The organism is Peteryoungia ipomoeae (assembly GCF_004912165.1).
Classification (GTDB): Bacteria; Pseudomonadota; Alphaproteobacteria; order Rhizobiales; family Rhizobiaceae; genus Allorhizobium; species Allorhizobium ipomoeae.
On sequence record NZ_STGV01000002.1, the window covers coordinates 47,430 to 71,564 of the forward strand.

The 24,135-nt window shown below is 59.0% G+C and carries 25 protein-coding genes; 1 reads left to right on the top strand and 24 read right to left on the bottom strand.

Annotation, left to right across the window (positions count from 1 at the left end):
• Window positions 1–26: 26 nt before the first annotated feature.
• From FAA97_RS06675 to FAA97_RS06710, 8 genes are all read right to left on the bottom strand, one after another.
• Entirely contained in the window at window positions 27–1,403 is a 1,377-nt protein-coding gene (locus FAA97_RS06675) for a DUF2778 domain-containing protein (protein ID WP_136597769.1), read from the bottom strand.
• Between the two features lie 173 nt (window positions 1,404–1,576).
• The gene (locus FAA97_RS06680; RefSeq protein WP_136597770.1) at window positions 1,577–2,281 is read right to left on the bottom strand and encodes an SDR family oxidoreductase; all 705 of its coding nucleotides are present in this window, start codon (window positions 2,279–2,281) and stop codon (window positions 1,577–1,579) included.
• 125 nt (window positions 2,282–2,406) lie between these two features.
• Window positions 2,407–2,763, bottom strand: a complete 357-nt coding sequence (locus FAA97_RS06685; protein ID WP_168800951.1) for a hypothetical protein — start codon at window positions 2,761–2,763, stop codon at window positions 2,407–2,409.
• 200 nt (window positions 2,764–2,963) lie between these two features.
• Complete coding sequence (locus FAA97_RS06690) at window positions 2,964–4,055, bottom strand: ABC transporter ATP-binding protein (protein ID WP_136597772.1); 1,092 nt, start codon at window positions 4,053–4,055, stop codon at window positions 2,964–2,966.
• 15 nt (window positions 4,056–4,070) lie between these two features.
• Window positions 4,071–5,726 carry a beta-galactosidase BglA gene (gene bglA, locus FAA97_RS06695; RefSeq protein ID WP_136597773.1) on the bottom strand — a complete coding sequence of 552 codons (1,656 nt, stop codon included), beginning with the start codon at window positions 5,724–5,726 and terminating at the stop codon, window positions 4,071–4,073.
• 37 nt (window positions 5,727–5,763) lie between these two features.
• Entirely contained in the window at window positions 5,764–6,924 is a 1,161-nt protein-coding gene (locus tag FAA97_RS06700) for a carbohydrate ABC transporter permease (protein ID WP_136597774.1), read from the bottom strand.
• Window positions 6,925–6,938: 14 nt separating this feature from the next.
• Window positions 6,939–8,180, bottom strand: a complete 1,242-nt coding sequence (locus FAA97_RS06705; RefSeq protein WP_136597775.1) for a carbohydrate ABC transporter permease — start codon at window positions 8,178–8,180, stop codon at window positions 6,939–6,941.
• A 92-nt stretch (window positions 8,181–8,272) separates the two neighbouring features.
• Window positions 8,273–9,625: an ABC transporter substrate-binding protein gene (locus FAA97_RS06710; protein ID WP_136597776.1), complete on the bottom strand. Its 1,353-nt coding sequence runs from the start codon at window positions 9,623–9,625 to the stop codon at window positions 8,273–8,275.
• A 280-nt stretch (window positions 9,626–9,905) separates the two neighbouring features.
• Here FAA97_RS06710 and FAA97_RS06715 point away from each other — a divergent pair, with 280 nt between their 5' ends.
• Window positions 9,906–10,937, top strand: a complete 1,032-nt coding sequence (locus FAA97_RS06715) for a LacI family DNA-binding transcriptional regulator (protein ID WP_136597777.1) — start codon at window positions 9,906–9,908, stop codon at window positions 10,935–10,937.
• A 13-nt stretch (window positions 10,938–10,950) separates the two neighbouring features.
• On the opposite strand, the gene folD is transcribed toward FAA97_RS06715, so the two are convergent.
• From folD to rem, 16 genes are all read right to left on the bottom strand, one after another.
• On the bottom strand, window positions 10,951–11,850 hold the full coding sequence (folD, locus tag FAA97_RS06720) for a bifunctional methylenetetrahydrofolate dehydrogenase/methenyltetrahydrofolate cyclohydrolase FolD (protein ID WP_136598300.1): 900 nt from the start codon (window positions 11,848–11,850) through the stop codon (window positions 10,951–10,953).
• A gap of 123 nt (window positions 11,851–11,973) precedes the next feature.
• Entirely contained in the window at window positions 11,974–12,795 is an 822-nt protein-coding gene (locus FAA97_RS06725) for a WecB/TagA/CpsF family glycosyltransferase (RefSeq protein ID WP_136597778.1), read from the bottom strand.
• Window positions 12,796–12,922: 127 nt separating this feature from the next.
• Window positions 12,923–13,456, bottom strand: coding sequence for a flagellar basal body-associated FliL family protein (locus FAA97_RS06730; protein ID WP_136597779.1), 534 nt, complete (start codon window positions 13,454–13,456; stop codon window positions 12,923–12,925).
• Entirely contained in the window at window positions 13,456–13,821 is a 366-nt protein-coding gene (locus FAA97_RS06735; RefSeq protein ID WP_136597780.1) for a hypothetical protein, read from the bottom strand. Before FAA97_RS06735 ends, FAA97_RS06730 begins: the two co-directional genes overlap by 1 nt.
• Before the next feature lie 27 nt (window positions 13,822–13,848).
• The gene (locus FAA97_RS06740; protein ID WP_136597781.1) at window positions 13,849–14,406 is read right to left on the bottom strand and encodes a rod-binding protein; all 558 of its coding nucleotides are present in this window, start codon (window positions 14,404–14,406) and stop codon (window positions 13,849–13,851) included.
• A gap of 30 nt (window positions 14,407–14,436) precedes the next feature.
• On the bottom strand, window positions 14,437–14,850 hold the full coding sequence (locus tag FAA97_RS06745; RefSeq protein ID WP_136597782.1) for a hypothetical protein: 414 nt from the start codon (window positions 14,848–14,850) through the stop codon (window positions 14,437–14,439).
• 13 nt (window positions 14,851–14,863) lie between these two features.
• On the bottom strand, window positions 14,864–15,613 hold the full coding sequence (gene fliR / locus FAA97_RS06750) for a flagellar biosynthetic protein FliR (protein ID WP_136597783.1): 750 nt from the start codon (window positions 15,611–15,613) through the stop codon (window positions 14,864–14,866).
• A complete protein-coding gene (gene flhA / locus FAA97_RS06755) occupies window positions 15,610–17,697 on the bottom strand; it encodes a flagellar biosynthesis protein FlhA (protein WP_136597784.1) in 2,088 nt (695 codons plus the stop codon). Before flhA ends, fliR begins: the two co-directional genes overlap by 4 nt.
• A gap of 92 nt (window positions 17,698–17,789) precedes the next feature.
• A complete protein-coding gene (gene fliQ / locus FAA97_RS06760; protein WP_136597785.1) occupies window positions 17,790–18,056 on the bottom strand; it encodes a flagellar biosynthesis protein FliQ in 267 nt (88 codons plus the stop codon).
• A 57-nt stretch (window positions 18,057–18,113) separates the two neighbouring features.
• Complete coding sequence (gene flgD, locus FAA97_RS06765; RefSeq protein ID WP_136597786.1) at window positions 18,114–18,584, bottom strand: flagellar hook assembly protein FlgD; 471 nt, start codon at window positions 18,582–18,584, stop codon at window positions 18,114–18,116.
• A complete protein-coding gene (flbT, locus tag FAA97_RS06770) occupies window positions 18,575–19,024 on the bottom strand; it encodes a flagellar biosynthesis repressor FlbT (protein ID WP_136597787.1) in 450 nt (149 codons plus the stop codon). The genes flgD and flbT overlap by 10 nt, the downstream gene beginning before the upstream one ends.
• On the bottom strand, window positions 19,021–19,368 hold the full coding sequence (gene flaF, locus FAA97_RS06775) for a flagellar biosynthesis regulator FlaF (RefSeq protein ID WP_136597788.1): 348 nt from the start codon (window positions 19,366–19,368) through the stop codon (window positions 19,021–19,023). The genes flbT and flaF overlap by 4 nt, the downstream gene beginning before the upstream one ends.
• Before the next feature lie 36 nt (window positions 19,369–19,404).
• Window positions 19,405–20,469 carry a flagellar hook-associated family protein gene (locus FAA97_RS06780; RefSeq protein WP_136597789.1) on the bottom strand — a complete coding sequence of 355 codons (1,065 nt, stop codon included), beginning with the start codon at window positions 20,467–20,469 and terminating at the stop codon, window positions 19,405–19,407.
• Between the two features lie 6 nt (window positions 20,470–20,475).
• Window positions 20,476–21,930, bottom strand: a complete 1,455-nt coding sequence (flgK, locus tag FAA97_RS06785; protein ID WP_136597790.1) for a flagellar hook-associated protein FlgK — start codon at window positions 21,928–21,930, stop codon at window positions 20,476–20,478.
• Between the two features lie 21 nt (window positions 21,931–21,951).
• Entirely contained in the window at window positions 21,952–23,181 is a 1,230-nt protein-coding gene (locus FAA97_RS06790; RefSeq protein WP_136597791.1) for a flagellar hook protein FlgE, read from the bottom strand.
• Window positions 23,182–23,328: 147 nt separating this feature from the next.
• Complete coding sequence (gene rem, locus FAA97_RS06795; RefSeq protein ID WP_136597792.1) at window positions 23,329–24,000, bottom strand: transcriptional activator Rem; 672 nt, start codon at window positions 23,998–24,000, stop codon at window positions 23,329–23,331.
• Window positions 24,001–24,135 lie beyond the last annotated feature (135 nt).

The window sequence follows — 24,135 nt, forward strand, 5'->3', positions numbered from 1 at the left end:
TGTCGCTGGTGGCCAGCCAGGCCTTCTCACAACATGGCAGTATATCTGGGCAGGTCCCGCATGCTGGGCACGACGATCAGGGTTCGGACATCACCGCGCTTGAACGCTTTCAGGAAGCGGTTGTAATCGGCAAAGACCACGCAGCCGGAGGAATCGCCGGGGCGACGCAGAAGGTAGGTATGCGTCAGGAAACCATCGCGATTATACATCTTGGCACTGCCGACTGGCGTCATGCGAATTGCTTCAACGCCGTGGAAGCGGGCTTCCCGCATGCGCAAGCTGTAGACGTTGGGCGGCGTTGGGCCGAAATTCTTGACATGAACATATTTCGGATTGTCACGCATCTTGCCGCGGCCTGAACTGGCTTTGAGCTTCTCGCCGTTCGGCATGTGCACGACCTGGTCTTCGATCACATAGACCGCTATCCGGCTGCCAGGACCTGGCAGCTTGTTCTTGCGGTTGAAGATGCCGCCGGCACCGTCATCCGTGGTGACGGGATTGTCTGGCTTGGCATAGGCCAGCATGTTGAACAGCGTCTTGCGCTTGGGCTTTTCCTGCTCAACCGGCCTTTGCGGGGCAGCCACGACAACCGGTTCCGGCTGCGGGATTACCGCAATGCGGGGCTTTGACAATGGCAGGGGACCATCGGCCGGGAGAGCGCCATGATCATCCGTCGCCTCTTCCGTCAGCAATTCGGAAAAGGGAGCCGCTTCCACTTTTGCCACAGCAACAGCCGTGGTTTCGGCAGCGGGCGCATAGGCGAGAGCGGGCGTCAGAGCCGCTGTGGCAGCCTCCTCCGCTATCGTCGCGCCCGTCTGCGGGGCAATCGACGCTGTCTTGATCGGGTCGATTGCGACCGGCTCGGGTTTCGGTTCAAGCTGCGCCTGCTCGGCAGCAGCCGAAGCGGCCAGGGCCTGACGCATATCCGCATCGGCCTTGGTCAAGACATCGCGCAACACGCCCATCGCCTCAGCAGTGACCACGCTACCGACCCGCGTGAAGATGAGCCGGTCGGACTTTGCAACTTCGATGAGCTGCATGGCGCGCGGCAGCATGAGGAGACTGATCTTGTCCGATTCGGCAATGGCCGCAGCCATCCGGGCGTTGACGTCAGCCTGGAAGGCTAGATCGCGCATCTTCTGGCGTTCGGGCGCGGCCTTGATCGGGGCTGCCAGAGTAAGAGTGGGACGAGGGAGATTATGGCCGACAGCCGTTGCGGGTTCGACCGCAGCCGGTGACAGCGCGTTGAGCGCCGCCAGCGAACCGACACCCCAGACGAACAAAGCCGAAGTGACGCCGAGGATCGCCGTCAGGCTGGATATCCCGCGCCCGGTTCTGCGCGGAGCCGTCTTTGCAACGGCGACAGGCTTGCCACCGGAAACCCTGCTGGTCGAGGACGCCATACTCTCACTCGCTTACTGACACATCGATCCGGCATCTCTGACAAAGGTGCCGATACGCTTGGACAGGAGGCCTGAAGCCAGACTGTCAATATCAACCGAGGATGAAGATGTTTGGTAACCAACAGGTTTACAGCATAGCGAAATTCGACAATTTTCCGCACATCCCAGTGGGATTACACGTGCCGCGTCAGGCCTCCATCGACCCTCAGGTTCTGGCCCGTGATATAGGCTGCTCCCTCTGACGCAAGAAAAGCGACGGTCGCCGCAATCTCTTCGCTGGTTCCATAGCGCTTCATCGGCACCATCTCGCGCCGTGATTCGGTTGAAGGCAAACTATCGATCCAACCGGGCAAAACATTGTTCATGCGAATATTTTCTCCCGCATAGGCATCTGCATAGATCTTGGTGAAGGAGGCGAGCCCTGCCCTGAAGACTGCCGAGGTCGGGAACATCGCAGACGGCTCCATGGCCCAGGCCGTCGAAATGTTGATGATGACACCGGACTTCTGCGTCTGCATGATGGGCGTTACAAGCCGGGTGGGCCGGATGACATTCATCAGATAAACATCCATACCCTCGAGCCATTGCTCATCAGTGATCTCAAGGATCGGCGCGCGTGGGCCATGGCCTGCACTGTTGACGAGGACGTCGATCCGTCCCCATCTTTCCATGGCACCGTCAACCAACCGGGCGAGATCCTCTGATGAGCGGTTGGAGCCTGTGACGCCAAAGCCGCCACGCTCGACCGCAAGCGCCTCGCCCTTGCCGGAGGAAGACAATACGGCGATGTGAAACCCATCATCGGCCAGCCGCCTCGCAGCCGCTGCCCCCATGCCGCTTCCGCCCGCCGTGATCAAGGCAACCTTCTGATCTGTCATGATATGCTCCCCATTGTTTGCGGGAAGATCGGAGTTTCACCGGGACAAGTCCAGTCAGAAATGCTGAAGGCCGATGCAGGCTATACTGCACCGGCCTTCAAGCCTCTGTCTGATATCTCGGCGGCCTACCAGCTGCGAACGTCGAGCACGCGGTCGCGATGTGCGGGATGAGTGGAGAATACGAAGATGCGGTCCAGTTCCTTCTGTGTCAGGAGACGCAGAAAGCGGATTTCCGCTGTGTTGTTGGCATAATTCTTCATCAGAACACTGCCGATCTTGGTGATCCGCGCATCCGGAATATCGAGATAGAACTGGCGAGGAAGGTCGACCTTGGTCAGGAACAACAGAACTGCGCCGCTCATCGAAATGCGCACGACGTCGCATCGGCGCGCGGCCACATGGGTGATGCCGTTTTCGGTATATTCCAACCGACCGGCGTTCATCGTGTCCTCCATGCGATACCGGTTTTCCCGGTCGTACATGAAGGATTCCTCTTTCTTCAGGAAATGTGATCCACCTGCCGCGCCCATTGTTTCTGCCTTGGTCTTTTACAAGTTCTTATTGGCAAAAACCTAGCAAGGACACCTTAACAGTGCGTGTCGCTGGCGGGGTGAGAGATGGCCCTCAGAGGGCGGCAGAACCGCCCCCGTATTTCTAGGGATAACGATGGGTTAAAGCAGCCTTAGCGGCGGTAAGTTTTGCCATCCTGATCGAAGAGATGCAGCTTGGTCCGGTCACCGGCAAAACGTATTGTCTGGCCCTTCTTGATATCCACAATGCCCGGCAGCTTCACGACAACCGGTTCATCCTCAACCGGGCCGTCTACATAGAGCAAGGTGACCTCACCGAGTGCCTCGACGATCGAGACCGTCCCTTCGAACAAGGCGGCCTCACTGCCCGTGGCGATGGCGATGTCTTCCGGGCGTATGCCGAAGCTTACGGCCTTGCCAACCTCGGAAGCATCGGTCGCGATGTCGGCAGTGACTTCCGAACCATCGCGCAGCCGGACTGTGGTTGTTGGGCCGGCTGAAACAATGGTAGCCGGCATGATGTTCATCGATGGCGAGCCAATGAAGCGGGCGACGAAGAGGTTAGCCGGGCGCTCATAGAGCTCCAATGGCGGGCCGACCTGTTCGATACGTCCGGCAGACAAGACGACGATGCGGTCAGCCAGCGTCATCGCCTCGACCTGGTCGTGGGTGACGTAGATCATCGTCGTGTCCGACATCGTGTCATTCAGCTTGGAAATCTCGATACGGGTGGCGACACGCAAGGCCGCATCGAGGTTCGACAAGGGCTCATCAAACAGGAAGACCTTGGGATCGCGGCAAATGGCGCGTCCGATGGCGACACGCTGGCGCTGGCCACCCGAGAGCGCCTTGGGCAGACGGTCGAGATAGGGCTCAAGCTGAAGGATCGCCGCCGCCGATTTGACGCGGCGGTCGATCTCTTCCTTGCTTTCGCCGGCAATGCGCATGCCGAAGGCCATGTTGTCGTAGACCGTCATGTGCGGATAGAGCGCGTAGGACTGGAAGACCATGGCGATGCCGCGCCGCGAGGGCGGGACATCGTTGACGAGCATGCCGTCGATCCACAGTTCGCCGCCGGAAATCTCTTCAAGACCTGCGATCATGCGCAGCAGCGTGGACTTCCCGCAGCCCGACGGGCCGACAAAGACCACGAATTCGCCCTGCTTGATCTCCAGATCGACGCCGTGAATGACCTTTACCTGGCCATAGGCCTTGCGGATATCCTTGAGAACCAGACCCGTCATGCTCTTCCTCCCCTGTCAGGCCCGGCGCGCGAAGTGCGCACCCCAGGCTGGCAATTCCACCTTGTTGTCGTTGATCGTGCTTTCGAAGCCGTGGCCGTCAAGCGCCACCCACGCGCCTTCCGGCAGGCTCATTGCCTTCGGCTCGGCGCCCATGTTGAACAGGCAGACCAGCGTCTCATTGCCGAAGCTGCGGCTATAGGCGAGCGCCTCCTCTCCCGCTTCGTGGAAGGTGATGTCGCCCTTGGCAAAAGCCGGATGCTGCCGGCGGAAGGCGAGGAAGCGACGATACTGTTCCAGCACCGAGTTTTCCTTGCCTGCCTGCGTGTTGACGGCGCGCAGCACATGCTCGACCGGGATCGGCAGCCAGGTCTTCTGGGCTGTCGAGAAGCCGGCTTGAACGGCATGGTCGCCCCACACCATCGGCGTGCGGCAGCCATCGCGGCCCTTGAATTCCGGCCAGAACTGGATGCCATAGGGATCCTGAAGATCCTCGAAGGCGATCTCCGCTTCGGTGAGACCGAGTTCTTCGCCCTGATAGATGCAAACCGAACCGCGCTGGGTAAGCAGCAGCGCCGCCATCATCTTGGTATAGGCCTCGCGATCGGCGACAGCCGCACCCCACCGGCTGATGTGCCGCACGACGTCATGGTTGGAAAAGGCCCAGCAGGCCCAGCCTTCGGGCGCCGCCGTCGCGAAGGCGTTTTGCGTGTTGCGCACGACTTCCGGCGTCAGCGGCTCTGGCGCCAGGAATTCGAAGGCGTAACACATCTGCATCTTGTCATTGCCGGAGGTGTATTCGCCAACGATTTCCAAACCGCGCTGACTGTCGCCCACTTCGCCGACGGCGGCAATGGCCGGGTATTCGTCGAGCAGCGCCCGGAACCGTTTCAGGAAGTCGATGTTCTCAGGGCGGTTCTTGTCGTAGATGTGTTCCTGGAAATTGTAAGGATTGACGGCGGGCGCCGTCGACGCGTTGCGACGCTCGGGCGCAAGCGGCGGATTGTCCCGCAATTCCTTGTCGTGGAAATAGAAATTGATCGTGTCGAGGCGGAAGCCATCGACGCCACGGTCCAGCCAGAACCGGGTGGCTGCCAGAAGTGCATCCTGAACCTCCGGATTGTGCAGGTTCATGTCCGGCTGCGAGGTGAGGAAGTTGTGCAGGTAATACTGCATGCGGGTCGGATCCCAATGCCAGGCCGAACCGCCAAAAATCGACAGCCAGTTGTTTGGCGGTGTGCCATCCGGCTTCGAGTCGGCCCAGACATACCAGTCCGCCTTGTCGTTGACCCGGCTGGAGCGGCTTTCGACGAACCAGGGATGCTGGTCGGAGGAATGCGACATCACGAGGTCGATCATCACCTTGATGTTCAGGCGATGGGCCTCGGCAATCAGGCCATCGAAATCGGCGAGCGAACCGAACATCGGATCAACATCGACATAGTTCGAGACGTCGTAGCCGAAATCCTTCATCGGCGAGGTGAAGAAGGGCGAGATCCAGATCGCATCCGCACCGAGATCGGCAATATGCTGAAGGCGCGCCGTAATCCCCTTCAGGTCGCCGATACCGTCACCGTTGGAATCCTGGTAGCTGCGCGGATAGATCTGGTAGATCACCGCGCCGCGCCACCAATCCTTGTCCGGTGCTGTGACGGAAGTCTGGTCTGCAGTCATAAGTTCGTTCCTGTTGGCTTTTTATATTCGCGCCTCGTCAGCCGCCCTTGACCGAACCGGCAAGGAGACCGCGCACGAGGTAGCGCTGCATGAAGAAGAAGACGAGAAGCGGCACCGCAATCGACACGAAGGCTGCCGTTGCGAGAATTTCCCAATTGCCGCCACGAGTCCCCAGCAGTTCGACGATCTGGTTGGTCATGACCGTCGTCTCGCCGGTCGCATCGATCAGGAAGACCTTGGCGACAAGCAGGTCATTCCAGGTCCAGAGGAACTGGAAGATGGCAAAGGAGGCGAGTGCCGGGAAGGACAGTGGCAAAATGATGCGGGTGAAGATCTGGAAGTCCGTGGCACCATCCACCTTGGCGCATTCGATGATATCGCGCGGCAGGCCGACCATGTAGTTGCGCAGAAGATAGATCGCGAGTGGCAGACCAAAGCCGGTATGGGCGAGCCAGACTCCGAGATAGCCTTTGCCGATGCCGATCGACAGATGCAGGCGCAGGAGCGGGATCAGCGCAAGCTGCAGCGGCACCACGAGGAGCGCGACAACGCCGGCAATCAGCAGAGCGCGTCCGGGGAACTCCATCCATGCGAGCGCATAGGCCGCGAAAGCGGCAATGACGATCGGGATCACCGTGGCCGGGATGGTGACAGTCAGCGTATTGAAGAACGCCTTGGCCATCGAGTCCGTGGTGGAGCCGGAAAACAGGACGGTATTGTAATTGTCGAGGGTAAATTCCGGCGGCAGTTCGGCAGTCACGAAAATGCGCTCGCCGCGGCTCCCGGAAAATTCGCTGTTGTTTTCCAGGCGGTAGTCACCGTTTTCATGAACGGTGACGCGGCCGTCATCACCCAGATCGGCAGTGTCGCCCGGTGCATAGGCATCGATGGCCTGCGAAGAACTGCCCCAGGCGCCGATGGGTGCGGGGGTCGCCTTGTTGTCGACGAAAAGATTGCCGGAGACGACATACAGATTGCCCTCCTGCTTCTGCGTCGAAGGCGCTGCCGTTCTTAAAACAAGGTTCTGTTCTTGCGAGAACAGTGCGCCCCACCATCCGCTTGTCGAGATCTGATCCGCCGTGCGGAAGGAGGAAATGAACAATCCGAGGGTCGGCAGCAACCAGAGCACCACCAGAACCACCACCGAGATATGCACCGCCCATACGAGGCCGGATTTCTTGCCTGCGATCTTTGCCATGGTCCCGCCTCCCCTCAGCGCATTTCTTTGCGTGCGTTATAGACGTTCCAGACCAGGATCGGCAGGACGAGCAGCATGATCACCATGGCGCTGGCCGAACCGACACCCCAGTCATTCGAGCGGAACAGCTTGTCGAACATGTAGTTGGCAAGCACCTGGGTCTCCCACTGACCATTGGTCATGGCGAAAACGATATCGAAGACCTTGAGGACAACCAGCGTGATGGTGGTCCAGACCACGACCACTGTCCCCATGATCTGCGGGATCTTGATCTTGAAGAAGATCTCGAAATCATTGGCCCCATCGATGACGGCGGCCTCGATCGTTTCCTCTGGAATGCCGCGCAGGGCCGCCGAGAGGATGACCATGGCAAAGCCGGTCTGGATCCAGATGAGCACCACCATGAGGAAGAAATTGTTCCAGAACGGAATGGTGAGCCATGTTTGCGGCTGGCCATAGGGGTAGTCGAACATAAGAACCGAATAGATCGAGACCAGCGCCTTGTAGCCGAGCCAGGCGGCCGCCAGCGTGACCGCAATCCGGACGACCAGACCGAACCTGGAGCTCCCGCCATGGCGTCCGACACCGCCGGCAAGTGGCCGGAGCAGCTGGTAGACCCCGTAGACGACAAAGGCGAGGAATGCGGCAAGCAACAGAACGGGCACGATGCGCAGAGCGATGACCGTGCCGATGCCGCCGTCGAAGGAAAGCCAGATGGCGTTGAGGATACCAATCTGCTCTTCGCCAGCCGGGCGGGTATCATAGACGAGCTTGAAGATGACCGATGCGCCGACGAAGGAAATGGCCATCGGCATGAAGATCAATGATTTGGCGATGCTTCCCCAGGAGATACGGTCCGTGAGCTGGGCGGCCAAAAGGCCGAATGCCGTGGACACGGCAGGCACCACGGTCAACCAGAGGAGATTGTTACTGATCGCTTCCCAGAACTTGGGCTCGTTTGCCATTCTTTGATAGTTGGCAAGTCCGACGAAAGCGCCGCCGGCGCTACGATCCGTCAGAGACAGCCACAGCGTGGCGACAACCGGATAGGCGAGATAGAGACCCAAGGCAAAGATGGCGGGGAACAGGAATAACCAAGGCCGTACCATGTTGGCGCGGTTGATGTTGCGCCCGGCATGCGGCCCGGTTGCGGGGAACAGAACCTTGTCGATGAAGAGGTTCGACAAGTAGAAATAACCCACGCATCCGCCGACGCCGACGATGATTGTAAGCAGTGCCTGAAACGCTGGATTCACGGTGGTCCTCCCCCCTGCTCGCCCTTGTCTTTATTGTGTGTGGGTTGCCCGGGATATCTCCGGGCAACCCACAGGCGTTCACGCGATGTGACTTACTTTACACCATCCCAGGCGGTCTGGATCGACTTGCCGACATCCTCCGCGGACTTGCCGCCAACGAAATCGACCATGCCGGTCCAGAACGCGCCCGCGCCGACGGCGCCCGGCATCAGGTCGGAACCATCAAAGCGGAAGGTGGTGGCCTGCAGCAGGATATCATTCATCTTGCGGACCGTCGGGTCGGTGAAGACTTCGGTGTTGACGCCCTTGTGCGGGGTCAGGAAGCCCTTCTGCGCCATCCAGATCTCATGAGCGATCGGCGACTTCAGGAACTCGATGAAAGCGCGAGCGGCCTTGCTGTCCTTGGTGATGGCGAAGGTGGTGCCAGCGCCGAGAACCGGGTTGCCAAGGTTCTTGTCGGCATAAGACGGGAAATAGAAGAAATCGGCATCTTCTCCAACCGACGTGCCTTCCGGGAAGAAGGACGGGATGAAGGACGCCTGGCGGTGCATGTAGCACTGCGGCGGCGCGGCAAAGAGACCCTTGGGGCTATCACGGAAGTCGGTCGAGGCTACTGCACCAGCACCACCGACAACGAACTTGTCGTTCTTGGCAAACCAGCCGAATTCGTTGATCGCATTGATGACGACCGGATCATCGAACTTCATCTCGTTCGAAACCCACTTGTCGTAGTCTTCCGGCGAGGCCGTGCGCAGCATCAGGTCTTCGACCCAGTCGGTGGCCGGCCAGCCGGTGGCAGCGCCCGAGCCCAGGCCGATGCACCAGGGCGTGCCGCCATCCGCAACGATCTTTTCGGTGAGAGCCTTGAGCTCTTCCAGGGTCTTCGGCACTTCATAGCCGGCATCTTCAAAGTTCTCGGGCGAATACCATACCAGCGACTTCAGATCGGTCTTGAAGGGGAAGCCATAGAATGCCTTGTTGCCGTCCTTGCCGGCATAGGTGCCGAGATCAACCCAGGACTGGCCTGCCGCATAGTTATCCTTGAGCCAGGATGCCTGCTCGGCGCCGAGATCCGTCAGGAAGCCGCGCTTGGCCATGTCGGATGCCAGACCCGGCTGCGGGAAGATGGCGATGTTCGGGGCAGAACCGGCCTCGAGGTCGACGACGATCTGCTGCTCGAAGCTGTCAGAGCCCGTGTAACGGACGTCGGCACCGGTGGCTTCTGCGAAATAGGCAAGAACACTTTCTACGAGCACCTGGTCTGGCCCAAGCCAAGGTCCAAAGATGGTGATCTGCTCTCCGTTCAGCTGCGTCTTCTTCAGCTCTTCGTAGCTCGCCCAATTGAACTTGGAATCTTCACCCGGTGCAAACTTCAGGTCAGCAGCGGCAGCAGAGCCGGCTGCGAGCGCGGCAGCCGCCACGGTCATCAGGAAAAACTTCTTCATGTGATATACCTCCCATCACATCGGACCGCCAAAGGTCCGCTGGTTTTCGCTCATATTCAAAGCGCTTTGGCCCTCAATTCATCACATCGGCATGGAACATGAGTCAAGCGCTTTCGTCGCGCTGCCTCAAATAGACGCAAGGGTGCCGCTATCAAGAGCAGGTTGATCTTTAAATCGTCAAATTGGGCTTGTGCTCAGATAGGCCGCTGATCCATATTCGAAGCGCTTTGGTTCGCGAGTGAGGAGTTTGTGACCAAGCATGGGAAGAGGATAGCACAGCGTGAAACTGAAGGAACTGTCGGCACTGCTCGGCCTGTCGCAGACGACGATCAGTCGTGCCCTGAACGGCTATCCCGAAGTCAATGAAGACACCCGTCAAAGGGTTCTGAAAGCGGCTGAGGAGACCGGCTACAAGCCGAACAAGGCTGCGCAAAGACTGGCAACAGGGAAGGCAGGATCGATCGGCCTAATCATGCCGACGGCGCCGGAGCACAGCTCTGACATGCATTTTGCAGAGTTCCAGGCGGGATTGGCGGATGCAGCAATCAACCGTGATTTTCATTTCGTCATCATGCCGGCGCACCGGGAGAACGAAGAACAAGCCATCCGCTGGCTGGTCGGCAGCAGCAGTGTCGACGGCTATTATCTTGCTTACATGAAAGCTGCCGACCCGCGCATCGCGCTGGCGAAGTCGCTGCGTTTGCCCTTTGTCGTGCACGGTCGCTCGATAGGCCTTGATGAAGACTATCCGTATCTGGATGTCGACAATGAAGGCGCCTTTTTCAACGCGACGCAGCTGCTGCTGCAGCTTGGCCATCGTCGCATCGCCCTGCTCAATGGACCTGCCGAACTTGACTTTGCCGCACGCCGCAAGCTGGGCCTCGAAAAGGCGCTGGCACAAGCAGGTGCTGCTCTCGATCCTCTGCATGTCCGCCACAGTTTCATGGGCGATGAGCAAGGGTATCGCGGCATGCGGGAAATTCTATCCGGTCCGGATCGTCCGACAGCGGTGCTGTGCGCCAGTACGGTTCTGGCGCTCGGCGCGGTGCGGGCGATGAACGAGGCAGGCTTGAAGCTTGGCCGCGACATGTCGCTGATCGCCCATGACGATGAACTGCCGCTTTTGAAGCCGGAGAATTTTTTGACGCCGCTCACAACCACACGCTCATCGTTGCGCGCGGCAGGGAAACGCATCGGCGAGCGCTTGATCGCAATGATCAACCGCGACAGTCCCGAGCCACCGATGCAGGAACTCTGGAAGGCCGAACTGGTCCTTCGGGCATCGACCGGCCCCGCTCCGCGGGACCGGTGACGAGCTCCTTCAATCAGAAGGAGGGCGCCTCTTCGCCGGCGCGGCGGTAGGCGGCAATCACGGTGTTTGCCATGAGCATGGCGATGGTCATCGGGCCGACCCCACCGGGAACGGGCGAGATCGCACCGGCAACCGGTCTGCAGTCGGAAAAATCGACATCGCCGACCAGCTTGAACTTGCCCTCGCCCTTTTCCGGCGCGTCGACCCGGTTGATGCCGACATCGATGACCGTGGCTCCCGGCTTCAACCAGTCCGCCTTGACCATTTGCGGCCGGCCAACAGCGGCGACGACGATATCGGCCTGGCGAGCCAGCGCCGGCAGATCGCGGCTGCGGGAATGGCCTGTTGTGACCGTCGCATTGGCATTCAGCAGCAGCTGCGCCATCGGCTTGCCGAAGAGGTTGGAGCGACCGATGACGAGAGCATTTAGGCCGGAGAGGTCCTTGCCGTGGATCTGGCGCACCAGGATCATGGCCCCCGCTGGCGTGCAGGAGATGAGACCAGTTTTCAGATCGCCCGTTGCGAGCTTGCCAGCGTTGACGACATGCAGGCCGTCGACATCCTTTTCGGGCAGGATGGACTGGATCACCGGCTCGCTGTCGAGCGGCTTCGGCAGTGGCAGCTGGACGAGAATGCCATCAATCTCGACATCTTCGTTCAGCGACGCAACAAGCGCCATCAGATCCGCCTGCGACGTTTCGGCCGGAAGGGTGTGCTGGATGGAGTTGAAGCCGCATTGCTTGGCCATTCGGCTTTTTGCACCGACATAAGCATGACTTGCCGGATCGTCACCGACAATCACCACGGCAAGGCCGGGCTTTCGATGGCCGCGCGCTTCAAGCTTTGCCGCCGCCTCTGTCACCGCATCGACAACTGACGCTGCGGCTGCCTTCCCATCGATCACTGTCGTCACTGCGCTCATCCCCGTATCCATTGGCAAGAGGCTAATCCCGCTTGATGCACGGCAATTGCCTGTCCCCGCCCCCTATGCGGTCAAATTGCGCAGCAATCAACAGGCAAGCGCTTCAGAGCACCTTCAGCGGACCGGAGCCTCGCGGCGTTTCTCGCTGAGGACATGGAAAAGGAAGACCGGAATGCCGAGGATGTAGCGGCGCCACAGGCGGGAGGGCTCGAGCCATAAGCGGTAGAGCCATTCAAGTCGCAGCGCCCTGACCCACGAGGGCGCGCGCGGAATGTCACCGGAGACGAAATCAAAAAGCGCGCCGACGCTCATAGCCACGCGCACCTCGCCGGAACCGAGGCTGCGATCAATCCAGCTTTCCTGCAGGGGCGTGCCCATGGCCACCAGAAGGAGATCGAGGTTCGATGCTGCAAGTCTGTCAATGACCACCTCGGGCTGCGCGGGATCGAAATAGCCGTCCGAGATACAGATGAATTGGTGCCAAGGCGCATGCTGCTGCAAATTTGCAGTGGCTTTTTCCAGCACCTCGGGCTTTGCGCCCAGCAGGCCGACGCGCAATGGACGTTCCACATAGGTCAACAGGGTCGGGACAAGATCTGTGCCGTTCAGATTGGCGAGAAACCGGTCCCCATACAAAATGCGAGCAGCGATATCGACGCCGATCCCGTCGGGCAGGACAAGACTGCGTCCAAGGACCCTGCGGTAGCCTTCGTCGCTCACCATGATATTCGCATTGTTGGCATTCAGGAAGGCAATGTGCGTAAAGCTTTGGTCCTCGCCGAGCCGCTCTTCGATCAGTGCGAGGGCGCTGCTCCAATCGAGGTTGGCGACTTGCGCTCCCAAGATGGCTAGCGAACTGATCACCCGCGTGTCGTGAGCGGCGCTCCTCCTTTCAGAGGGGGCAGAGGCCGCGTCGTGCAAAGTGATGGATTTCATGATCGGGTCCTGATGCCGGGCCGGATGACCCTATGCGGTAAGCCTGAAATCCGGGTAAACGAAAAGGCCCGGATTGGCTCCGAGCCTTTCATGGAAAATTAACCGCTTGAAACCGCCCGTAAAGGCGTCAATGGCCGGATGCCGGCTTGGCATCTTCGGGCACGGCCTCCTCGGCGATCTTTGTGCGCTCCATCGGGCCGGACTGACCGTCAGCTGCACGCCTTGCCTCTGTTTGCGACACATAGTCGATCTGTTCGATCAGGACCTGCTGGATGATCTCGCCGCCCAGCCGTTCATTCATCTGCGTCTTGATCTTGTCCCGGAATGCATTGACGTCGAAATCGTTGACGTTGTCGAGATCGACCATCTTGTCGCCGGTCAGCATCGTGAAGAGCTGGTCGGTCATCAGTTCGGTCATCGGCAGCTCTTCGGCCTTGGCCTTTTCCTGGTCAACCATGAAGGAGATGCGCGTCAGGAAATATCCGGTCACGCCGCCCTGCTGAATGACCGGAACGGTGATCGATTCACCACGGACCAGCTGCAAGGCCTTTTCCGGTTCGCCCGCCGGCTCGCTCGGCGCCGTGGCAAAATAGATTGCCCCGTAGACTGCACCGAGGGTTACCAGACAGGCCCACAGCCCTATGGCCAGAAGCTTTCCCATCAGAACTCGCTGAAGATGAACTGTTCCTGGGAATAGGTACCATCACCATCGGCCTGTTGCACGGCATTCTTCAGAAGATCCGCAACTGCCCTGACGGCGTTGAGATGCGCTTCGACGCGGCGGGCATTGACGGCAAGCTTGTCTTTGAGCGTATGCAGCTGGTCGACGTAGTTGACCGCGAACTCTGACGGATCGGTGTCGCGGAACAGCATCGTCAATTCGTAGAGGCACCTGCTTTTGTGGGCATTCGAGATCTTGAAATCGAATTCCGGGTCCTTGCCGATACGCTCATTCTCATTGTCGATGATGCGCTCCAGCCGGCTCAGAACCGTCTTGACGCGGTATTCGCTTGAAATCACTTCCATGAATTGCACCCTAGTCTTGAAATTATATCAGGAATTCTTGTCGCTCGATCCCGCACCGAGCGTGCGGCGCTCCAGATCAGTGACCCAGCTCATGGCGGCATTCAGATCGGTCGCATCTGTCTTGGCATTCACCGCATCTTCACCGCGCTGACGCTGCAGCGCATCGGCATACATCTGCTTGGCAATGCCGACGCCCCCGGATTGGGCCAGGACGCCACCGATTTGCTCGGCCATCATGCTCTTCCACATCTCGCCAGCATTGCCTTTGCCGTACACTTCCTCACTCTCGGAAGGCAGAATGGACTGGACAAAATTGGTGAGATAGACGGCCTCGAAGTCGCGGTAGACCTTTGGCGGCGTACCGGGCGCTTCCGTGCGATCGGCGGAAAGCTCTATACGAGCAGCCGAGGTCGTGCGGTTGAGGATATCGACGGTCGCGCCGAATCCCTCGCCTTTTTCAGCCAGACTGGTTGCGGCGAAGTTGGCGCGGTTGACTTTCAACTGCTCCTGGGCGGCGGCTACTTGCAGCGGGTCTGCAGCGCGCACGACATCCAGAACGAGATCGCTCGGAGGGGATATAGCCACGGGTCAAATCCTCGATAGGTGTTTGACGGACTATCTCTCTTCAACCTTGCTGGAGGCTGGCGTCGCATAGCGGATATCGAGAAGATCGTAGATCGCGTCGTCCTCTGCCTCGCGATCCTCAAGATCCCGCGCGTCGCGCATGCTCTCTTCCAGCCGGTCGCCCTTGGCCCTTTCCCGCATGACCTTCATTTCCTGCACCTGCTGCAGACTGGCCAGCTGCTTGCCCGTATTGGCCAGACGATCAAAACGGTCTGCATAGTTTTGCGCGAAAAGCCGGTGGACGGGCTCCAGGGAGCCGATGGCGTTCATCACGGTTTCCATCGAGGCATTGTTTTCCTCGATGCGCGATGTCGTCAGTCGCACGTCGCTCTCGGCCATGCGCTCCATGTGCCGCTGAACGGCGACCAGGCGCTTGAGCTTGTCGGATTTCTTTTGCGGCGCCATGGTTCCCTCCGTTTCAGAAGTCGAAGATGACGGGGAAATAGCGGGCAAACTGCACAACCAGCGCCGAAATCGACAGGTACAGGAGCAGCAGGCCACCCAGAAGCAGATAGGGTGTCGAGATATAGAAGATTGGGATCTGCGGCGCGAGTTTGTTCACCAGGCCGACGGCAACGTTGAACATCAGGCCGAAGATAAGAAAGGGGCTGGCCAGCCGCAGCATCAGGAGAAACGTCGCAGACAGCGTGTCGGTCAGCGTGATCAGCATCTTCTGCGCGTCCGGCATCCCACCAATCGGCATCACGGCATAGGAGCGAACGAGCGCCTGAAAAACGACGTGATGAAAATCGAGCATAAAGAGAATGAGCAGACCCGCGAAACTGATGATATTGGTCAATGCCGTTTCGTTGGAATCTTCGAGAACATCGCCCGATCCGGGAGAACTCAGGCCGATGGCCATAGAGATCGACGTGCCGGCGAACTGCAATCCGAGCACGAAGAAACGTGGCACCAGCCCGAACATGGCACCAATCAATATTTCGCCCACGATGACGCCGATCATGCTGGCGCCAGACGCGGATACGCGCGGATAGACCGTATCGAAGAGGAGCGGCGTAAACGCCATCGAGATGGCCACGGCCAGAAGCAGCCTGACATTCACGGCAATGCGGGCGGACGAAAAACCCGGCAGGGTCATGATGCAGCTTCCGATCCGACAGAAGATCGCAAACAGCACCAGAACTGTCCCCTGCGGGTCGGCTATCATGAAATGGAACCCAGGATCTTTATCTCGATGCCCTTGGCGAGTTCGACATGCGAGAGCACGGGCAAGGTTGCAAAGAGTCGCTCGATGATCATGCGCACATAGGACCGCGTTTCGGGCGATGTGACAAGCACGAAGGGCAGGCCCTTATCCATGAATTCACGGATTACCCTGCTTGCCTGCTCGGAAAACTCCTCGAGGCTGCGCGGGTCGATGTCAAATTCGACGATTTCACCCTTCGCATCACGCTTCAGCGCCTGGTGGAAGACGAGATCCCACTTCGAGCCTAGACGCAGGACGCGCAAGACACCGTTGTCGGTCAGATCGCCGCAGAGCTGCTGGGCCATGCGCACGCGCACATGTTCGACGATCTGCTCGGTCTTACGGACATGCGGCGCGAGTTCGGCAACGGCTTCCAAAATGAGGTGGAGGTTGCGGATAGAGACGCGCTCGGCCAGCAACAGCTTCAAGACCGCCTGCAGGCCCGAATAGGACATGTGCGACGAGCAGATCTCGTCTGCGAGTTTCTTATATTCCGGGTCCAGCCTGTCGATCAGGATCTTCACGTCCTTATAGGAAAGAAGCTGCGGCAGGTTGTTGCGGATCACTTCGCTCATGTGGGTGAGCACGACCGAAACGTTGTCGATGGGGTGGAAGCCCTCGCGCTTCAGTTCTTCGGTGAAGGTTTCGAGGACCGAAACGGCGGGCATGCCGAAGGCGGGTTCTCGGATCTCGTCGCCGGGCACCTTCGGCTTGCGACCCGAGCCGGTTACCACAAGCACTTCGCCGACGCGCAAGCTGTTGGATGCGATGGTCGTACCATGGATACGGATCTGGTAGGATTTTTCGGGAATGCCGATATCGTCCGTGACCTTGATCTCAGGCACGACAAACCCGTACTGGCTGGCGAATTTCTTGCGCATCTTGCCGACGCGGAAGGCGAGCTCCTGATGCGCGCCGAGAAGCCTTGTCGAGACCATCTTGCCGAGCGCGAGCTCGATCTCGGAGGTCTTGAGTACGGACTTCACCGATTCCTTCTCGGCCTCCTTGGTCTGGATGACCTGCTTCTCTTCCTGATCGCGCTTGGCCTGTCGCTCGGCTTCGATCTGCCGCGGAATGAACCAGGCGCCGAAAGCCATGATGCCGCCCAGCGCGACGAAAGGTATGAACGGCAGTCCTGGCACGAGAGCAAGAGCAGCCATCAGGGCAGCGGCAACAAAAAGCGCGCGGGGATAGCCGCTCAGCTGGTTGACGACGGCCTGATCCGTGGAACCCGGCGTGCCGCCGCGCGACACGAGAAGGCCGGCGGCCAGCGAAACGATGAGTGCCGGAACCTGCGAAACGATACCATCACCAACTGACAGCTTGACGAAGACGTCAGCGGCCTGGCCCAATTCCATGCCGTGGCGGAAATAGCCGATGATGATACCGCCGACGACGTTGATCGCGGTGATGATGAGGCCGGCGATGGCATCGCCGCGCACGAATTTCGAAGCACCGTCCATGGCGCCGAAGAAGGAGCTTTCCTGCTCCAATTCCTTGCGGCGGTGCTGGGCTTCCTTCTCGTCGATGATACCGGCGGAAAGATCCGCGTCGATCGACATCTGCTTGCCGGGAATGGCATCGAGGGTAAAGCGGGCGCCGACTTCCGCGATACGGGTGGCGCCCTTGGTGATGACGATGAAATTCACCGTGATCAGGATCATGAAGACGATCAGACCGATCACGAAGTCGCCGCCCATCACGAGGTTGGCGAAGCCTTCGATGACACCGCCGGCGGCACCGTGTCCTTCGTGACCGTGCGACAGGATCACACGGGTCGTCGCGATGTTGAGCGACAGGCGGATCATGGTCGCGATCAGAAGGATCGTCGGGAAGGACGAGAAATCCAGCGGACGCTGGATCCAGAGCGAGACCATCAGGATCAGCACCGAAAAGGCGATCGAGAAGGCCAACCCCATGTCGATCATGAATGGCGGGATCGGCAGGAAGAGGATGCACAGGATTGCGACAATACCGAAGGCGAAGCCGAGATCTCGGCCCTGCGGACTGGCCTTCGGAATTACGAGTGCAGGAGGTTGCGCCATGTCTTGCCCATCTCTTCATGAGAAGTCAGCCGGAATCACATCTTCCGGCAGTCTGCCTCAAGAGCTAGAGACTGAAGCTTGCGCGAGGGTGGCTAGAAACCGGATTGGACGCGCGAAAACACCATGTTGGCAAACAGGGATATCTGTGCTCCCACAAACGGAGCGGAAATGCCGATGGTGATCATGATGGCAAGAATTTTCGGCACGAAGGTGAGCGTCATTTCCTGCACCTGCGTCAGCGCCTGGATCAAGGCGATGACCACACCGACAATCATGCCAGCAGCAACGGCCGGGCCTGAGGCCACGACGATCGTCCAGATGGCGGCCTGCAGGATATCGAGTGCATCTGCCTCATTCATGAGACTGTTCTCCCGGAGTGGCGAATCATGCCCTCCACTCCGGAAGGCTTAGCACTTTTACGTGGTGGGCGTCGTGGGGGTCTTCGGCGGCAATGTACCGACGCGGACGCCGACGACGATCGGGATTTCCTTGCCGTCCGTGGTCGTTGCGACCATGGTGTCGGAATAGACACGGACGGATGCCACGACCCCGGTGGTCTTTTCGTCGGCACTGGTGATCGTCTTGCCGATGTAACCAGACGCATTGGTCAGGGCGTTGCCGCTGATCAAGGTTTCGAGGTTCGAGTTCATCTGGATCGACTGCTCGACCTGCGAGAATGTCGCCAGCTGGGCAATCTGCTGGCTGGCATCCATCGGGTCTGTCGGGTCCTGGTTCTTCATCTGGGCAATCAGAAGCTTCAAGAAGCTCTGATAGTCGACGGAGGCCTTGGCCGATGCGCTTGCAGCCGACTTTGCTGTAGACGCACTCGAGGTCGGAACATTGGTCGTCGGCGTGGTTGTCGCCGACGTGACTGTGTCTACCGCCATGGGGCGATCTCCTTGCGGATCTGTTCGATGGTCGCGGGCGCCATTTCCTGATTGTTGAGGATGCGATCCTCGATCGGATAGAGCGAGCGGATGGCCTTCAACGCGTCGAATGCGCGACCGGAGGACACCATGCCGTCGATGCGCTTCAACTCCGCGAGGATTTCCTCGTTTTCGAAGCAGGAGAGCAGCATGATGACCGACTTGCGGAACATCGCCATCGACTGATCCTTGCCTTCCGGATTGATCAGCATCATCTGCGCGATGAAATAGAGCTGACGCAAAGGCGTGGTTGCCTGTTCCGGCTGCAGGACGTGGTTTTCCAGGAGGAAGGTGACGTCATTCATGAACTCGAGAGCAACCTTGCGGTCGACACGCAGCACCGCTCCGTTGATAAAAATACGTTCGCCCGACTTGAGCGAGATGCGCAAAGTGCTCTTCATTTAAGTCCATCCCTGATGATGGTTGTCACGTCGATGATGCCCTGGAAGTTGTTGGATTCGCGCTTCCGGATACGGTCGCATTCCTTCAGTATCCAAATGGCTATGGAAATCAGATTGGCCCGAACTTCGTCTTCGAGCTGGTTCTCCGGATTTTGCAGATCTTCCACGAGGCGGATCCAGACCCGGCGGGTGTAGTAGATCGCTTCAATGGCTTCCCGGCTATAACCAGAGGTGTTGCGGGCTGCGCCGAGCAGCTCAATACAGCGGTCGAGGGCCTGCCGTTCGCGATCCTTCGCGTCGGCAACGCCATCCTCCATGATTTCGGCGTATGAAAACTGGTACATTCAGTCGCCCTTCAGTGTCATTTCACCCTTTGCTCATCAAAGGTAATTTACAAGAGACAGTCCCTGGATCTTCGCGGTTAGCGTGTAAGAAGCTTCCACCATGGAAAGCAGAGAGTTAACGCGAGTCGAGGCTTCGTACGCATCCACTTCAATCTTGCTCGAAAGGCTGGTTTCCAGAATATCGATCTGCACCTTGAGCGATGCATCGGCCTTTTCGATCCGGTTTTCCGACAAGCCGAGGCTGGACCTGGTCGAATTCAGCCCGGTGATCGCCCGTCCCGTGTATTCAATCGCCTTGCTCACGGCGACATTGACCGCATTCGCGGGCGCGCCGATCAGCAGCAGTTCCTGGGTGATCACGGACGACAGCGCGAAAAAGCGGAAGCCATTGGCATTCGCGGATGCCGAGGTCGCAACCGTCTCGGACTGCGTGATGCGGCTGGTCATGACTTCATCGGTTGCGCCGGACCAATCGGTGTTCCAGTCAGCGCCCGTATACATCGGCTCCAGCACGTTGGTGATGAAGTCTTCCATGCTTGGCGCTGCACCGGTTGCCGCGATCGTCGCAGTTCCGACAGTGTCGGTCGGCGGGAATGTGAAATAGGTCGTAAAGGCCGCGTCGAAGGCGAGCTTGGCCGGAGATGTCGCGTCATAAGGCGCAAGCGGCTGCACATCCGTGTTGATACCGGCAAACAGATATTCACCATTGGCCGACTGGTTCGCCATGCTGATCATGGTCGACAGCGAATTCTGCACGGTCATGACGGTCGTGCCGATCGTATCCGTATTGGAAGACCCGGAAATGGTAATCAGCGCATTGTTCATGTCTTCAGCAGCAGTTGAGATCTGCTTCAGCGCTTCCTGCGAGGCCGACAGACGCTGGGTCGCGATCGAATTGTTGCTGACCATCGACCCCAGCCGCATGCTTTCGCGGTTCAGGTCGATGACTGTCGACGTCTTGCTGCCAAGCTCCGCACCGACATCATAGAACTGGCCGGTGCTGACCTCCTGCTGTGCCTTCAAGAGTTCCATCTGGGCCTGACGAATGGTCTGGCGCATGGAGGTCTGTATGGAAAGATTGGATACGCTGGACGTCGACATTAGGGGTTACCCCGCCATTTGAAGGACAGCCTGCAGCATTTCGTCCACGGTGGAGACGAGTTTCGCCGCAGCCTTGTAGGACTGCTCTACATCGAGCAGCAGAGAGAGTTCTTCATCCAGGCTAACCGCAGTCTTGGCGGAATAGGTCTGGAAGCTGCGCTCATAGAGCGCCGTCTTGTTTTCCTCGGCCGAGGTGGCGTTGGACCGCAATTCCTCAAGCCAGCCGATGGAATTGCTGGAAAAGGAGAGGATGGTTGCCGTGGTCTTCAGGCCGGCATCGGCGGAAAATGCGCGCTCGGCCGAAAGCTGATCAACATAGGCGTTGATGAGCGCCGTATAGCCTGTGGCACCGGCCGTGTTCTTGATGTAACCCGCACCATTGATCCCACCGTCGCGCAGGAGCATCGGATCGCCGCCGGCATCAGACCGGACAGCATTGTTCACGCGGATGAGGGCTGCGAGACCAGGCTGAACGGTCCCCGTTGCAGGAACGGTGGAGCCAGACCAGGTGAAGAGGCCCGGCAGTGGGTTCAGACCACCAGCATCGGTTTCCTGGAATGCTTCGATCAGGCCGCGCGCGATCTCATCGAGCTGGGTCTGGAAGATCGGTGCTGCAACGTCTCGCAGCTGCACGAGAGCGGCGAGCGATCCCTGGCCATCCGTGTTGCCGCCGACGCCGGCACGAACTGCCGTTCCATCGATAAAGATCGGCAGGCCGGTAACGGTGGAATCGTAGGTATAGGTACGCACGAAGCTGACTTCGCGCGGGTCTGTCTCAAACAGTGTCGTGCCGTCGGTCGTGTAGAGCACCATGTCGCTGTTGTCGCGCATGTTGACATTGACGCCGACGATCTTGGAAATTTCCTTGAGCAACGTGTCACGCCGGTCCAGGTAATTGCTCGGATCTTCCTTGGTGGCCGTCAGGCGCACAACGGTATCGTTGACGGTCTTGAACTCGGCCAACAACTTGTTGAGGGTTTCCACCTGCTCGAAGATCTGAGCATCGACGTCGCCGCGCAGCGTCTGGGTTGCGGCGGTCGCATTGTTCAGCGAATTGGCAACGTCGATGGCGTCGGTGACAACGGTCGATGCGAGCGCATACTCGCCCGGTGCCGCCGCAAACGACTGCAGGCTGCTTTGCAGGTTTGCGAGGTAGGTGGAGGGCGACAGTTCGTAGTCATTGCCGCCCAAGGCGTCGGAGAGGGTGGTCAGCCCGTCGAGCAGGTTCGACTGCGCGCTTTGCTGCGACGTTGCCGATGACAGCTGCCGCAACAGCGCCATGTGCTGCGACCGCTCGTTCTGTGTCGACGTGGCGCCGTAGATCGTCTGCACAACGACGGACTGGCGACGAACATAGTTCTCGTTGCCGTCATTGGCGATGTTCGTCGAAAGCACCGCAGTCTGCTGCGAGGTGTTTCGGAAAATCGAATTGGCCGTGTTGAGCGACGATGCAAGCGACATAGGACTAACCTACTCTTTCGATTATCTCTTCAGGTTGACCAGGACTTCCATCAATTCGGAGCCGGTCTGGAATACCTTGGAGTTTGCCGTGTAGTTACGCTGGGACTCGATCATCGCCGTCAGTTCTTCGGCCACGTCGACATTGGAGTCTTCAAGCGCGCCGGAGATGATCGAGCCGAAGCCGCTGGAGCCTGCGTAACCCATGACGATGACGCCCGACGAGTTCGACTGGGTGTAGAGGTTGCCGGCAACGGGGTTCAGCTCGTCCGGGCTCTGCACGCTGGCAAGCGCCACGCGATACTGAGGAACGAGGTCGCCGTTCTCATAGGCCAGCGATACAATGCCGGCCTCGTCGATTTCGTAGCCCTTGACCTTCGACGCCGCGTTGCCGTTGGCATCACCCTCTTCGACCGAGAAGGGCGAGGCGAGCTGCGTGGTGTTGCCGATTTCAAGCGCGATACCGCCGGCAGGTGCCGGAACACCGCCCCCGACTTCGGCACCATTGATCATGTAACCGTCGATCACCAGCTGACCCGAAGCCGGCGTGAGAAGCTTTCCAGCAGCATCAAATGTCAGTGGCTGCGTCGCAACGACCGTCGTGCCACCCTCCACTTCAACAGCAGTGACGGTCCAATCGTTGGCAGCCGTCTTCTCGTAGGTAAATTCGATCAGCCGGCTTGAACCCTGGCTGTCGAAGACCTTCAGTGAGGTCTTCTGCTGAAAACCAGGGGCCTCACCGTTCGGCAAGTTGACGTTGAGAATTGCTTCAGTTGTCGGAACGGCGGAGATACCCGACCCCGAGAGATCGACTGGCTCCAGGCCGTCGAAGCCATTGACCACGATCGTCGGGTCTACGTTGGAATCGTATTTGTAACCCATCAGCGTGTAGCCGGCGGTGTTCTTCAACGTGCCGTCTTCCTGCGGCACGAAAGAACCGGCGCGCGTCAGGTAGGGCGTACCATCGGCACCGGTGACAACGAAGAAGCCGTCGCCGTTGATTGCCATGTCCGTCGTCGAGGTCGTGTAGCTGAACGTGCCCTGGCTCGAAATGGAGTAACGTACGTCCGTCTCGACACCGCCGGAGTTATAGGCACCGTTGGTTGTCGGCAGGATCATGGAGGAGAACTGCACGGAGGCTTTCTTGTAGCCGACCGTGCTGGAATTGGCGATGTTGTCGGCGACCGTGCTCAGTCGGTTGGACTGGGCATTCATGCCGGAGACACCGGTTCGCATCGTTCCATAAAGGCTCATAGTAAATCCTCGTATCCGTGATTATGACTGAGACTATTCGGTGGGCCTTGCGTGAAGCTGTCTCTGAAAAACCGACCTCTTCCATTGAAAACGGCCCCGTCCGAACATGTCGGAGGGGCCGTTTGCCGGGCCCGCTATGCAGGCTATTCAGGACCAGTCGATGCAGTAGCCAAGGAAGCGCTTGGAATCGACCGGATCGAAGCCAAGCTTCTTGCGCAGCTTCTTGCGCAGCTTGGAGATATGGCTTTCAACGACGTTCTCTTCGACTTCCTCGTCGAAGATGCCGTAGATCGCGTTGAAGATCTGCGTCTTCGACACGCGGCGGCCGCGGTTTGCGACCAAATATTCGAGAATGCGGCGCTCGCGGCGCGGCAGGGGGAAGACGTCGCCGGCGATCTCGGGATCACGGCCGTCGGAAAAGACCTTGATCGGACCGATCTCGGTAAAATTGGTGATGGCACGCAGACGACGCCGGATGGCTGCTGCACGGGCCAGGATTTCACGAGGATGAACCGGCTTGCGCACCACGTCATCGACGCCACAGTCGAAGAGGGCAAGGGTTGCCTCAAGAGAGGGCTGATCGCTGACTGCGATCACCGGCGCCTGGGTCCGATCCCGGATCGCACGGGGCAATTCGAGCGTCATTTCGCCCTGCCCCAGCAAGAAGGCTTCGACCGCCGCAATGTCGGAATCCGCCGCCGTGCTGACCCAATCCCCAAACTCCCGGGGATCAAATCCTGTCGAGGGAATGCCCTCGCGCCCAAATAGTGAAGTATAGCCGTCCTTAACGAGCTCGCGCTCATCAACCACTACGATCATTCGTCCGCCTCCGAATCAGTGTGGTGTTGCGATAGCCATGGGTACGAATCGGGCGATTTCTGGACAACTGGGGGAAGTTAACTATAGATATTAATAGTTGATTAACCTTTAAGGCGCGATTTGACCTAGATGTAG

What these genes read in the sequence shown, in the direction of transcription:
- FAA97_RS06675 (WP_136597769.1), bottom strand. Translation starts at nt 1,403, where the DNA reads ATGGCGTCCTCGACCAGCAGGGTTTCCGGTGGCAAGCCTGTCGCCGTT.
- FAA97_RS06680 (WP_136597770.1), bottom strand. Translation starts at nt 2,281, where the DNA reads ATGACAGATCAGAAGGTTGCCTTGATCACGGCGGGCGGAAGCGGCATG.
- FAA97_RS06685 (WP_168800951.1), bottom strand. Translation starts at nt 2,763, where the DNA reads ATGTACGACCGGGAAAACCGGTATCGCATGGAGGACACGATGAACGCC.
- FAA97_RS06690 (WP_136597772.1), bottom strand. Translation starts at nt 4,055, where the DNA reads ATGACGGGTCTGGTTCTCAAGGATATCCGCAAGGCCTATGGCCAGGTA.
- bglA (WP_136597773.1), bottom strand. Translation starts at nt 5,726, where the DNA reads ATGACTGCAGACCAGACTTCCGTCACAGCACCGGACAAGGATTGGTGG.
- FAA97_RS06700 (WP_136597774.1), bottom strand. Translation starts at nt 6,924, where the DNA reads ATGGCAAAGATCGCAGGCAAGAAATCCGGCCTCGTATGGGCGGTGCAT.
- FAA97_RS06710 (WP_136597776.1), bottom strand. Translation starts at nt 9,625, where the DNA reads ATGAAGAAGTTTTTCCTGATGACCGTGGCGGCTGCCGCGCTCGCAGCC.
- FAA97_RS06725 (WP_136597778.1), bottom strand. Translation starts at nt 12,795, where the DNA reads ATGAAATCCATCACTTTGCACGACGCGGCCTCTGCCCCCTCTGAAAGG.
- FAA97_RS06730 (WP_136597779.1), bottom strand. Translation starts at nt 13,456, where the DNA reads ATGGGAAAGCTTCTGGCCATAGGGCTGTGGGCCTGTCTGGTAACCCTC.
- FAA97_RS06735 (WP_136597780.1), bottom strand. Translation starts at nt 13,821, where the DNA reads ATGGAAGTGATTTCAAGCGAATACCGCGTCAAGACGGTTCTGAGCCGG.
- FAA97_RS06745 (WP_136597782.1), bottom strand. Translation starts at nt 14,850, where the DNA reads ATGGCGCCGCAAAAGAAATCCGACAAGCTCAAGCGCCTGGTCGCCGTT.
- fliR (WP_136597783.1), bottom strand. Translation starts at nt 15,613, where the DNA reads ATGATAGCCGACCCGCAGGGGACAGTTCTGGTGCTGTTTGCGATCTTC.
- flhA (WP_136597784.1), bottom strand. Translation starts at nt 17,697, where the DNA reads ATGGCGCAACCTCCTGCACTCGTAATTCCGAAGGCCAGTCCGCAGGGC.
- fliQ (WP_136597785.1), bottom strand. Translation starts at nt 18,056, where the DNA reads ATGAATGAGGCAGATGCACTCGATATCCTGCAGGCCGCCATCTGGACG.
- flgD (WP_136597786.1), bottom strand. Translation starts at nt 18,584, where the DNA reads ATGGCGGTAGACACAGTCACGTCGGCGACAACCACGCCGACGACCAAT.
- flbT (WP_136597787.1), bottom strand. Translation starts at nt 19,024, where the DNA reads ATGAAGAGCACTTTGCGCATCTCGCTCAAGTCGGGCGAACGTATTTTT.
- flaF (WP_136597788.1), bottom strand. Translation starts at nt 19,368, where the DNA reads ATGTACCAGTTTTCATACGCCGAAATCATGGAGGATGGCGTTGCCGAC.
- FAA97_RS06780 (WP_136597789.1), bottom strand. Translation starts at nt 20,469, where the DNA reads ATGTCGACGTCCAGCGTATCCAATCTTTCCATACAGACCTCCATGCGC.
- flgK (WP_136597790.1), bottom strand. Translation starts at nt 21,930, where the DNA reads ATGTCGCTTGCATCGTCGCTCAACACGGCCAATTCGATTTTCCGAAAC.
- FAA97_RS06790 (WP_136597791.1), bottom strand. Translation starts at nt 23,181, where the DNA reads ATGAGCCTTTATGGAACGATGCGAACCGGTGTCTCCGGCATGAATGCC.
- rem (WP_136597792.1), bottom strand. Translation starts at nt 24,000, where the DNA reads ATGATCGTAGTGGTTGATGAGCGCGAGCTCGTTAAGGACGGCTATACT.